General features: G+C 59.0%; 10 protein-coding genes and 2 pseudogenes. 3 read left to right on the forward strand and 9 right to left on the reverse strand.

Features of this window, described 5'->3' with window-relative positions:
• Positions 1 to 30: 30 nt before the first annotated feature.
• The 8 genes and pseudogenes from QWL29_RS26975 to acuI form a co-directional block, all read right to left on the reverse strand.
• On the reverse strand, positions 31 to 270 hold the full coding sequence (locus tag QWL29_RS26975; protein WP_305825696.1) for a DUF3422 family protein: 240 nt from the start codon (positions 268 to 270) through the stop codon (positions 31 to 33).
• Between the two features lie 348 nt (positions 271 to 618).
• Complete coding sequence (locus tag QWL29_RS25665; RefSeq protein WP_305825697.1) at positions 619 to 1,017, reverse strand: VOC family protein; 399 nt, start codon at positions 1,015 to 1,017, stop codon at positions 619 to 621.
• A 50-nt stretch (positions 1,018 to 1,067) separates the two neighbouring features.
• Positions 1,068 to 2,177 (reverse strand): S-(hydroxymethyl)glutathione dehydrogenase/class III alcohol dehydrogenase, encoded by a 1,110-nt coding sequence (locus tag QWL29_RS25670; protein WP_305825698.1) that lies wholly within the window; start codon positions 2,175 to 2,177, stop codon positions 1,068 to 1,070.
• A gap of 57 nt (positions 2,178 to 2,234) precedes the next feature.
• Positions 2,235 to 2,510, reverse strand: a complete 276-nt coding sequence (gene frmR, locus QWL29_RS25675; RefSeq protein WP_258848425.1) for a formaldehyde-responsive transcriptional repressor FrmR — start codon at positions 2,508 to 2,510, stop codon at positions 2,235 to 2,237.
• 141 nt (positions 2,511 to 2,651) lie between these two features.
• A complete protein-coding gene (locus QWL29_RS25680; protein ID WP_305825699.1) occupies positions 2,652 to 3,422 on the reverse strand; it encodes a ZIP family metal transporter in 771 nt (256 codons plus the stop codon).
• 201 nt (positions 3,423 to 3,623) lie between these two features.
• A protein-coding gene (locus QWL29_RS25685; protein ID WP_370663745.1) for an IS3 family transposase occupies positions 3,624 to 5,179 on the reverse strand; the annotation gives its coding sequence in 2 pieces (ribosomal slippage) (positions 3,624 to 4,717 and positions 4,717 to 5,179; 1,557 coding nt in all).
• Positions 5,180 to 5,537: 358 nt separating this feature from the next.
• A pseudogene (locus tag QWL29_RS25690) lies at positions 5,538 to 5,741 on the reverse strand (LysR family transcriptional regulator); the annotation flags it as partial.
• Positions 5,742 to 5,778: 37 nt separating this feature from the next.
• The gene (gene acuI / locus QWL29_RS25695) at positions 5,779 to 6,765 is read right to left on the reverse strand and encodes an acrylyl-CoA reductase (NADPH) (RefSeq protein WP_305825701.1); all 987 of its coding nucleotides are present in this window, start codon (positions 6,763 to 6,765) and stop codon (positions 5,779 to 5,781) included.
• 220 nt (positions 6,766 to 6,985) lie between these two features.
• Here acuI and QWL29_RS25700 point away from each other — a divergent pair, with 220 nt between their 5' ends.
• From QWL29_RS25700 to QWL29_RS25710, 3 genes are all read left to right on the forward strand, one after another.
• Entirely contained in the window at positions 6,986 to 8,110 is a 1,125-nt protein-coding gene (locus tag QWL29_RS25700; RefSeq protein WP_305825702.1) for an alkene reductase, read from the forward strand.
• 89 nt (positions 8,111 to 8,199) lie between these two features.
• Positions 8,200 to 9,171, forward strand: a complete 972-nt coding sequence (locus QWL29_RS25705; protein WP_305825703.1) for an LLM class oxidoreductase — start codon at positions 8,200 to 8,202, stop codon at positions 9,169 to 9,171.
• Between the two features lie 220 nt (positions 9,172 to 9,391).
• Entirely contained in the window at positions 9,392 to 9,697 is a 306-nt protein-coding gene (locus QWL29_RS25710; protein ID WP_066419976.1) for an ArsR/SmtB family transcription factor, read from the forward strand.
• Between the two features lie 122 nt (positions 9,698 to 9,819).
• Here QWL29_RS25710 and QWL29_RS25715 read toward each other — a convergent pair.
• Positions 9,820 to 11,804: pseudogene (locus tag QWL29_RS25715) on the reverse strand (DUF3363 domain-containing protein).
• Between the last annotated feature and the right edge of the window lie 94 nt (positions 11,805 to 11,898).

Genomic DNA, 11,898 nt, shown 5'->3' on the forward strand with positions numbered 1-11,898 from the left:
CCTACGCCTTCTACGCTGGCCGAGCCTGATTTACGCAACAAAGCCAAATCCATGCATAAACGGATTTTCGCCGCATGGCTCTCCCGTCACTGGATCAAGCGATGCACACCAAAGATACGTTGAGAACTCAGTGTGCTTTTCGCAGTGCAGGTCTCGCTCATCCCATGTCAATCCATGTAGCGGCGTGGCGAGATCAGGCTCCGCTACGCCGAAGCGATGAGACAATTCGCTCATCGCCGCCTGATCTCTGACAGCATCGCCTTCTGTCATAAAAGCGAGCTGCAATATGCTTCGAGGGCCTGAATCAACAGATGAGGGCGCGCGTGCACTTCGCCCACGGCCGCGGCTCGATCGATGTAGGCTGGCATCCCATATACGGTGTCGGCCGGAGTAGATTGTGCGTTCGTCATGTGAATGTTGGCCGGTTCTTTCATCACGCCCTCATAGTTACCATTGATTGGAAGGATCTCGCTTCACGGTAAATATCCGCAGCGGCGCACGATGTACACCGCTGCGGGCCGACCGTTTTGAGCCGACACCATCTAAAGGGTTTGAGTAATGCTCGCCCCTATAGAGGCTTGTGCAAGCTCTTTCCGAATGCCGTCACTTTCGCTACTTCTAGACAAAGGTGTACGAGCAGATCTTGTTGCCCGCCGGATCACGCAGATAAGCTGCGTAGGCGCCAGGCAGGTGGCCACGCGGGCCAGGCTGCCCCTCGTCGGCGCCGCCTGCGGCAAGGCCGGCGGCGTGGAATGCATCCACCTCGGCGGGAGTTGCAGCAGCAAAGCCGATCGTCACGCCATTGCTGGAGGGCGCTTCACCGTTGCCAGGACGGGCAATGATAAAAGCCGGCTTTTCACGGCCGAAGAGCACCCAACCGTTACCGAATGGACCGAGGTTCTTGATGCCAAGAGCCCCCAGAGTCGCATCGTAAAACGCGGCCGACTTCTGAACGTCGGCGGCGCCGATAAAGACGTGCGAGAAAATGCTGTCACCGGAAATAACTGGAGTAGACATAGTTCTTTTTCTTGATATTTGATGTTAAATGAATAGTTAGTGTTCGTGAATCAATAGTGGATCACCGTGCGAATCGACTTGCCTTCGTGCATCAGATCGAAGGCTTTGTTGATATCCTCGAGACCCATGGTGTGGGTAACGAATGGGGCGAGATCGATCTCACCTTTCATTGCGTCTTCCACCATGCCGGGAAGTTGGGTGCGCCCTTTGACTCCGCCAAAAGCCGAGCCCTTCCAAGTCCGACCAGTGACCAGCTGGAATGGACGGGTCGAGATTTCCTTGCCAGCACCGGCGACGCCGATGACGATTGACTGGCCCCAGCCGCGATGGGCTGCTTCCAGCGCAGAGCGCATTACGTTGACATTACCAATGCACTCGAATGTATGGTCCACGCCCCAGCCGGTCATTTCGATGAGAACCTCGTGGATCGGCTTCTCGAAGTCCTTAGGGTTGAGACATTCGGTCGCGCCAAACTTACGAGCTAACTCGAACTTGGCTGGATTGGTGTCGATGGCAATGATGCGACCCGCCTTGGCTTGGCGCGCACCTTGGATTGCAGCGAGCCCAATGCCGCCAAGACCGAAGACGGCGACCGAGTCGCCCGGTTGCACCTTGGCCGTGTTGTGGACGGCACCGATACCGGTTGTTACCCCACAACCCAGCAGGCAGACGTGCTCCGGATTAGCATCCGGGTTGATCTTGGCCAGTGACACTTCCGCAACAACCGTATATTCGCTGAAAGTCGAACAGCCCATATAGTGGTAAAGCGGTTGGCCGTTATAAGAAAAGCGAGTCGTGCCATCGGGCATCAGCCCCTTGCCTTGGGTCGCACGAACCGCGACACACAGATTGGTTTTACCGGACTTACAGAACACACACTCGCCACATTCAGCGGTGTAGAGTGGAATGACATGATCGCCAGGTTTCACACTGGTTACCCCTTCCCCTACCTCCATGACGATACCCGCTCCTTCATGGCCCAAAACGACCGGGAAAAGACCTTCGGGGTCATCGCCCGACAAGGTAAAGGCATCGGTGTGACATACGCCAGTATTCGTGATCTTGACAAGAACTTCGCCCTTGCGCGGCGGCTCAACGTCAATCTCAACGATTTCCAGCGGCTTTCCAGGTCCAAAGGCAACTGCTGCACGTGATTTCATGATGTGGTTTCTTTCTAATCTAGGTGAATTTGTTCTAATCGAGGGCACTTCATCTCTCTAACGCAGGTACGACCGGACGATAGAGATTGTTTCGTCAATGGACTTGTTCTGCGAATCACTCCTGATCTCGCTATTCGGAAATTCTTCTCGCAGATAGCTTTCCAGGACCGTGGCCATCAAGCCGTTAACCGCTCCGCGGACTGCCGCGAGCTGCTGAAGAATCGCAGGGCAATCAGCACCTGCATCAAGTGCTTGTTCAAGAGTAGCTACCTGTCCTTTGATACGCCTGATACGCGTGAGGGCTTGCTTCTTTTCTTCCGGACTATGTGGCATCGAACACCTCTCTACTAGTTAAGTGTCCCCACTATACAATACTGCCCTATAGTATAAGCAACCGTTTTTTTGCTGAAATTTGCGTTTTTTCGCCTCCTTAAATTTTAGAAATCCACGTCAGCCGCCTCTCAAATCTGCCACTCAAGAGACACGTCCATGAGGCATTCCATTCACCAACACTGTTAATAGGATGCCGACAAGCAACCAGACTACCTGCATCGTGGTCTCCCTGGTTGATCGGCGTTGCTGCAATTGAGGGATCAAGTCCGAAAGGGCTACGAAGATAAAACTGCTCCCAGCTACGGCCATTAGAAATGGCTGCCAATGCTGCAGACTTCCCGCCAGCATGAATCCGCTAACGCCACCCACAGCTGTCATGGATCCAGCCATGAAGAGTTTCCTCAGTGCCGCCCTGCGATGATTGCTTTGACGCAATATAACCAAATCGCCTATGTGATGAGGCACCTCATGCATCAGTACGGAGACTGCTGCAGTAGCACCAAGGCGAACGTCCGAAACGAAGATCGACGCAATTAGGATACCGTCTCCGAAGCAATGCACCCCGTCACCAATTAGTAGCGTCCAGTTAGCTCCCCGATGATTGTGTCTCGAATGGCTATGCTCGTGGCTGTGACGCCATAACTCAGCCTTGCTCAGCAGAAAGAAGAAGACCAAGCCGCTTAACACTGCAATGAATAGTTCATGCACATCAGCATTGCTTTCGATCGCTTCGGGGAGTAGATGGGTGAAACTTGTTGACAGAAACGCTCCAGCCGCTAAGCCGAGCAAGCCCTGCTGTCCGTGACTTCCTTGGCTATCCCCTACTCCGACGCGCACCACTAGTAGGTCGGCTATCCACACGCTACCAATTCCTACAATCAGTGTGACCAGAATGATGATGATCATGAGCAATGTATTTGCGTTACATATTGAATAGCGATGACCTCATGAGCAAGCCGTTCGCCATCTAAATTCGAGCCCCCCCCCGACGTCTCTCCTTGCGAAAACGAAGCATACCATACTGGGGCATAGTATATATAGCCGCATATCACGGAGGCGTTGCAGAATCTTCCTAGCGTATCCGACGTTTGTCAACGTAGTTGTCGCGTCACCTCAAGCGGCGTACTGTAATGCTTCTGGCCGAATCCTTTCCGGATTCAACCAGACCTGACTCTCCAGTGTCCAGTTCCTAATCCCCCGCGACCAGCGCTGCGGATGGCGGTTGCGGGCATCGTCATGAACCTGCTCCCCGCGTTTCAAAATCGCCGTGTCCTGGCCTTTGTGACGCTGTGCTGGCGTCACGAATTTCAGGCCACTGTGCTTGTGCTCCTGGTTGTACCAGCGCACGAATTTCTGCGTCCATGCCTGCGCTTGCTGCAGGCTCGCAAACGGTTTTCTCGGGTAGCCCGGCCGGTATTTGCAGGTGCGAAATAGCGATTCGGCATAGGCATTGTCGTTGCTCACACGCGGCCTGCTGAACGACGGCGCCACACCCAGTTGCTCCAGGGTGGCCAACATGGTCGCCCCTTTCATGGCGCTGCCATTATCTGAATGGAGCACCAAGGAACGGCCTGCCAGTCCTTCGGCCAGGCTGGTCCGGCGCATCAGCCGTGACGCCAGTTCCGCCGACTCCGCCACGTGCACCTCGTGCCCGACGATCTTTCGGCTGAAGACGTCAAGCACCATGTACCAGTAATAAAATTGGCCCTTCACGGCAGCTGGCATCCACGTAATATCCCAACTCCACACCTGGTTCGGGCCGGTGGCGCAATGGCTCGTAAGCACGCGTTCGGAAGGCTTCCTTGCGCGGCCGCGGTGATGCTGCTGCGATGCTGCCTTCAAGACGCGGTAAAAGCTCGACTCCGACGCGACGTAGACGCCCCGATCGGCCAGCGCCGGCACGATCTGACTCGGCGGTAGGCTGGCAAATTCCTCGCTGTTGGCAACGGCCAGGATCTCGGCTCGCTCATCCTCGCTCAGCTTGTTGGCCGGCTCCGGCCTCACGCTGGTCCGACGGCTGTCGCCGGCCACGGCATCGTCACCTTCACACACCCAGCTCTGGAATGTGCGCAGGGTGATGCCCAGCTCGATGCAGGCTGGCTCAAGACGGCTACCCATTGCCTGGCCCTCACGGATCAACTCGACACACAAGAGGCGATCTGGGACGCTGATCAGTCTTCCTCTTTGCCCCCCAGATCGCCTGGGCTTTTATTTCGCAGGATCAGCAGTGCTGCCGCTTCGGCCAACGCTTTCTCCTTGCGTTGCACGTCCTTCTCCAGTTGCCGGATGCGCTTCTTGTCTTCTTTTGAGTGCGCTTGTTGGCCTCGCGTCTGCTGCATCGTGCTCGCATTGGCGGCCATGCATGCAGCGCGCCATGCGGCGATCTGCTCGGCGAACAGGCCCTTGCGCCGGCAATACTCGGCCAGTTCGCTGGCGTTCAGCGCAGCCGTTTCCAACACCACGGCAAACTTGTCCTCCGAGGTCCATTCCTCAGCATTTTTCCCACTACCCGGCACTGCGATTCCCTGATTACGAAGTTGACGGCGCCAAGTATAAAGGGTCTGCTCGGTGATCCCGCTCTCGCGGGCCAGTTCTGACACCAGCCTGTTCTGCGGTGGCATCATCTGCCGCAATAGCGCCTCTCTCCGTTCTGCTGAATACTGCCTCACTTGATCTCTCTTGCCCGTCCCCGATATGGTTTTATCTCATCAGGTGACGCGACAACTATTCTGACACCGGGGGGGGGGGACTGTCGTTCTCTGGCGCTACGTGACGAGGGACCGCGAGTGTATTCCCAGCGACCTGCAGTCGGGTTACAGGACCAACTCTGGCTGGCCGTGATGGCCCAAAAGCATGGAGTTCGAGCGACTCGCGCAGAAATTCGTAGCCGACGGAAGCCATGTTTTTTACCCGTTCGCGAAAAATTTTATTTTTGGGGAGTTTTCCGAAGAATTTTATACCTATTCGGCCGGCCTCACCGCGTTTGAGACTAGCAAAGTTAGTCGTGTGCCATAGCCTGTACGTCCTCACATGCTCCAGAAACAGTTTGCCAGCACGAGTCAGCCGCGTGCTGCGGCTAGTGCGGACGAACAACTGCTCACCCAGATCTTCCTCCAGTTCCTTGATGGTGCGCGACAGCGGCGACTGTTCAATATGCAGTCGCTCGGCAGCACGGGCAAAGTGCAGTTCTTCGGCGACCGCCAGGAAGCAGCGCAGGTGTCGAAACTCCATGTTGTTCCTCTCTATTCGCTGGTTTGTGCAGAGCTGCTCAGCGATTCACATCCACCACCAGACGCCCACGCACCTTGCCGGCGAGTAGATCCTCGGAGGCAGCGATGGCCTCGCCTAATCCAATTTCCTGAGTAATCGCATCGAGTTGGACGAAATCCAGATCTTTGACGAGTCGTGACCAGGCCTGGATGCGGTCGGCTTTCGGACGCGTCACGCTGTTGATCCCGAGCAGGCTGACGCCGCGTAGGATGAAGGGTGCTACTGTGGCCGGCAGATCCATGCCTTGGGCCAGGCCGCAAGCAGCCACGGCACCATCGGCGCGCAGACCAGCGCAGACGTTGGCCAGCGTGTGACTGCCGACTGAGTCGATTGCTGCTGCCCAGCGCTCGGCCCGCAGCGGCTTGCTGGGTTGCGAGAGGGTGGCGCGGTCGATGATGGTCTCTGCGCCCAAGGCTCGCAGATAGTCGGATTCCTGTGGCCGCCCCGTGGAGGCGACGACGTGATAGCCAAGGCGAGCCAGAAAAGCAATGGCGAAACTGCCGACGCCGCCGTTGGCACCAGTAACCAGCACCTCGCCGTGTTCCGGACGCAGGCCGTGACGCTCAAGCGCAAGCAGGCACAGCATCGCGGTATAGCCGGCCGTACCGATGGCCATCGCCTGGCGTGCGTCCAATCCGTGCGGCAGCGGGATCAACCATTCGCCTTGCAGCCGGGCGCGTTGAGCCAAGCCGCCCCAGTGCTTTTCGCCCACGCCCGAGCCATTGAGTAACACTGCATCGCCGGTACTGAAATCGGGGTCGTGGCTGTGCAGCACGGTACCAGCCAGATCTATGCCTGGCACCATCGGGAAATGACTAACCACGGCTCCGCCCTGGCCGGTGATGGCAAGAGCATCCTTGTAGTTGAGCGTGCTCCATTGCACTTCTACCGTTACGTTGCCTAAGGGCAATACGCCCTCGTCCAGCGTACTCAAGTTGACGTGGTAACCGGAATCGTCTTTATCAATGAGGATGGCGTTGAACATATGTAGCTCCTTATCGGATGGGAAATCGGATTAGCGGGGCAAGACTGCGAGCGCAGTTGTGCACGCTGCACGGCACATGACATCTATCAATTTAGATATTGACATATCCCGATATGTGGCTATGATAGCCATGTCAACCGTTCGGCGTGTTTTGAGTTCGATTCATCGCCAAAATTTTGCCCAGTAACATCGAGATTTCCGGATATTTAGGAGTATTGAAATGAATAGAGAAATACTGTTTGAAAGCACGCAGCTGGGGCCTTACACCCTGAAAAACCGGATCGTGCTCCCGCCGTTGACCCGCTCGCGCAGTTCCCAGCCGGGCAACGTTCCGAACGACCTGATGGCCGACTACTACCGTCAGCGGGCCGGGGCGGGCTTCATGGTCACTGAAGGCACGCAGATCGAGCCGCGTGGCCAGGGGTATGCCTGGACGCCCGGTATGCACAGCCCGGAACAGGTTGAAGGCTGGCGCAAGATCACGGCAGCGGTGCATGCCGAAGGCAGCATCATCTTTGCGCAGCTCTGGCATGTGGGGCGGGTTTCGCATAACTCGCTGCAACCCGGCGGTGCGGCACCCGTCGCACCATCGGCAATCGCTGCCGACAACGTCAAGGTGTTCGTCGAAACCGGCCCGGGCCAGGGCGCACTTACGGAGCCGTCGGTGCCGCGTGCGCTGACAACTGCCGAAGTGAAAGAGTTGGTACAGCTCTACGCCCAGGCGGCCCGCAATGCACTCGATGCGGGCTTCGATGGTGTCGAACTCCACTGCGCCAACGGCTACCTCGTCAACCAGTTCATTTCCTCGCACACCAATCGGCGCACCGATGAATACGGTGGCCCCCTGCAAAATCGTCTTCGCTTCCTGCGCGAGGTGGTACAGGCCGTTGCTGATGTGGTCGGCAAGGAACGGCTCGGGGTGCGATTTGCCCCGCTGTTCGCCAGCACCGAAGAAGACCGCGTCTATCTGGGGCTGGTGGAGGAGGATCCCCATGAAACCTATATCGAGGCCATCAAGGTTCTTGAACAGGTCGGGATTGCCTATGTCTCGCTTGCCGAGGCCGATTGGGACAACGCGCCAGAGCTGCCCGAGACCTTCCGAAATGATGTGCGCAGCAACTTCAGCGGCAAGATCATTTATGCCGGTAAATACAACGTGGAGCGCGGTGTGCGCGTGGTCAAGGCGGGCTGGGGCGATCTGATCGCGTTCGGCCGTCCTTTCATCGCCAACCCGGATCTGCCTGAGCGCATCGCCCAGGGCTGGCCGCTCAACGCAGTAGATCCAGCGACGATGTACGGCGGCACTGACAAGGGATACACCGACTACCCCTCTTACCGGCCATAAGGCAGTACTGGCCGCGTTCGCAGCTTCGGACGAGGCCAGTGGCGCTGCGCGCGTGCGATGGAAACCTTGAGACCCAGAGGAGCCTGACAATGTATCAGCCAAGTACAACCCCTTATCAGCAGCACCAAGGGTTCGGTCGAACCTTCAAGGCCGGCCACCTGAGCCTGGGGCTGTTTTTCCCCATCGAGGCCTTCCAGGGCGATACGCCGACGATGTCCAACCAGGTCGAGTTGGCCCGTCGTGCGGAAGCGCTGGGCTTCTCCGCGCTCTGGTTCCGGGACGTACCGTTGCGCGACCCCAGCTTCGGCGATGTGGGCCAGGTTTTTGATCCCTGGGTCTATCTGGGCTTCATCGCAGCACATACGTCGACGATTGCACTGGGGACTGCGTCAATAGCGATCCCGCTGCGCAATCCGCTGCACACGGCCAAGGCGGCTGCGAGCGTGGACCAATTGAGCGGCGGCCGCTTCCTGATGGGTATCGCCTCGGGTGACAGACCTGTGGAGTTCCCTGCATTTAATGTCGACCCGGATCAGCGGGGCGACATTTTCCGGGAGCACCTGGAAGTGATCCGCAAGGCTCAGCGCACCAGCTTCGAGCCGCTGCAATGGAGTCGTGGCCGATTGGAGAATGCTGACCTGATTCCGAAGCCGACTACGAACGAGATTCCATTTTTCGTGACGGGCAACAGTCGCCAGTCCATGGAGTGGATCGCGCGGGAGAGTTCCGGGTGGATCACCTATCCACGGGCACCGCAATTGCAGAAGACGATGGTGGCGAACTGGCGAGAGGTGGTCAAAGCCCAATTGGAGGACGCCTACAAACCTTTCCTCCAGTCGCTTTACATCGACCTGGATGTGCGTCCGGACGCACCGCCGGTGCCAATCCATCTGGGCTACCGGCTGGGGCGAAATCATCTGCTGGCGCTATTGGAGTCACTTGAGTCGATTGGCGTCGATCATGTAATTCTCAATCTCAAGTATGGCCATCGTCCGGCATCAGAAGTCATTGATGAACTTGGCTCTTATATCGTGCCCCGGTTTACCGCGCACTCGCCATGAGTTTGCAAGAGACCAACTCGTTATGGGGAGTCTGACGCGCGTTCTGTGCTGCACTAGACGGTTGCAGAGACTAGCGGGCAGCGAACGCGGCGAACAGGTGGATGGCATTGCTGATGCCGACATCACTCTGGACTTTGCGGTAGTGGCTCTCACTACATCCGTGCACTGCTATTAGTAATTGAGATATTATAATATCGAGAAAAGTAGTTTTGAGGTTGTCATGAGCATTGATATCCATGAGGCACTGAAGGCTTTGGACAACCCCGCCCGATTGGCGATCTTGGCCAAGCTCAAAGACCCACGCAAACACTATCCGGAGCAAGAGGTCGATCCCGAAAAGGTCGGGGTTTGCGTGAGCATCATCCAGGAGAGTGCGGGGCTGTCACAGTCGACCATTTCACAGTACTTGACGGTCTTGCAGCGGGCCAAACTAGTCACGTCCCAGCGCATCGGACCTTGGACCTATTACAAGCGTCACGAAGGGAATATTGAAGAGTTGCTGAAGAGCCTGCAAACGTTGATCTGAACATTGGCCGTGCCGTTGCGGTGTGCGCGGCGCGGATTTTCACCGGCCTCGACGACAACGCAGAACATGCCAGGAACCAAGCTTACGTTGTCGAAGTGGCCCAGCGTTTGGCGTCAATCTGGCTATACCGAAACACCACGCTGCCTTCCAATCTCCCACGACACCCCGCCGCCGCGCACCGGCGCGGCGATCTGCTGCCCCAGCCGCTGTTCGATCACCGGCCGCCACGGCACCAGGCTGAATCCCATGCCGTCATCCAGCATCGCGTAGCGACCGCTGGCGAGCATGACGTTGCGCCGGTAGATGCCGGCCACACGCTGTCCGTCCGACAACGGGCGATGTTCCAGCCCGATTTCGGTGGCGATGTCCTGTGCGGCCTGCGCCAGCTCCCTATTGCGTAGCGTGCCCAGCAGGTTTCGAGCAAGGGTTACGCGCTGGCCGCGCTTCTCGGCTAGACCTTGTTCGACCAGGAAGTCAGCACGTTGCTGTAGGGCTTGCCTGGTGTCGCCACCAAAACCCAGTTCGCCCAGCCCCTTGCCGCCGCCGATCAATTGCTGGTCAAGCCAGGTCGCGCCGATCACGTGCGCCTGCCGCTCGATGGGTAGGTGCGATTTCAGTTCCACAGCCACGCCGCCCAGGCGCTTAGCATCGTACTGGTGGCCACGCTCGGCCAGGTCGTCCGGCACCTTCCATAGCCCCTTTGCCACACGCTCCACGATGCCAGCCCGGCGCAACGCTTCCAGCCGCCGGACGTGGGCGGCGACAACCTCCTGCGGGTCGCGTCCGGGCTTGGCCCGGCCTGTTCGATGGCCAAGTGGTGATCGGCGCGGTACAGGCCATCGCTCACCAGCGCGGCGATGTTCTTGTCGGCGGCGCGCACATCGGCCGAATCCTTCACTTCCACCACCGCGCCCATGGGGTAGTTCGCCAGCTCTTCAGGGGCGTTCAGTGCGACGTAGTGAGCCTTCCCGTCCACGCCGTCGATGACCAGATAGCCGCGGTCATGCAGCTCGTCGGCCAGTCCCTTGGCAGCAACGCGGCCGACGATGGTGCGGCCATCCTCGCCCGGCTCGAACACCGCCAGCTCGCGCGGCTGCCCGCTCATGGCGCGCTGCATGGTGCGGATGATGTCGCCGCGTTCGCCCAGGGCGCGCAAGGTCTTCTCCGCGTCCGCATGGACGGCCCAGGTGCCGGGCTGCGTCTCGTCGGCCAGGCCCAGGCGCTGCAAGCGTTGGAGTCGGCCGATCAGCAGCAGCCGCTGGCGTTGCAGCCGGGGTTCGTTGAAGCGCTCGATCCGCACCCGGATATCCTCGCCGGCCTCACGCTGCAATGTGCGGTCGAGGCTCGTCCACCGCTCCTGTTCCACCTCGCGCTGCAAGGTCTGCTGGATCTCCAGTTCGGTGCGCGGGCCGAGCCATTCCGTCGCCAGTTCGGCGGCGCGATGGCGGAAGCCGTGGGCGATGTAGTCGCCCGCGATGATAAGGTCTTTGCCGGTGTCGTCGCGCCCGCGCACGATCAGGTGGGTATGCGGGTTGTCGGTGTTCCAGTGATCGACTGCCACCCAATCCAGCCGCGTCCTCAGGTCGGCCTCCATGCGGTTCATCAGGTGCCGGGTGTAGGTACGCAGGTCGTCCAGCTCGACCCCGTCCTCCGGGGAGAGGATGAAGCGGAAATGGTGCCGGTCGTCGTCGGCCCGCTCCTTGAAGGCATCGAGGTCGGCATCGTCAGTCTGCGGCCCGTAGGCCCGGCCCGGTTCGCCATCGCGGCCGACGCCGTCGCGCTCGATGTAGCGCAGGTGCTTGGCGAGCGACTGCGGGCTGGCGTTGCGTTGATTGACCAGCAGGGTCTTGATAGTCACGCGCCGCGACATGGGCGCCAGCTTCGCCCCGGCGAAGCGCGCCGCCGTGTGGCCGCGCCCAAGCCGTTAACCGGGGTGCTGGCCGGCGCGTGCGCCGCTGCCGCCGGCTGCGGAATGGCGCATCGAGGACTTGCCGCCGCTGGCCTTGCCAGCCTGCTTGAGTACCTTGGAAACAAAGCTCTGCCCCTTGCCCCGGTTCTTCGGGGGGCTCGGACGCACCCGGAAATCGTCGTCACGGCGGTCGGTCATGGCCGCGCTTCCTGCAAGCTCTGGTGTCCGAAAAAGTCAGGGTACCTCAACCAGACCTTGCCGTACCACGCTGACGGGGCCGCATTTGTGCAAC

This window comes from Massilia brevitalea, from assembly GCF_030711405.1.
In the GTDB taxonomy this organism is placed as follows: Bacteria; Pseudomonadota; Gammaproteobacteria; order Burkholderiales; family Burkholderiaceae_D; genus Telluria; species Telluria brevitalea.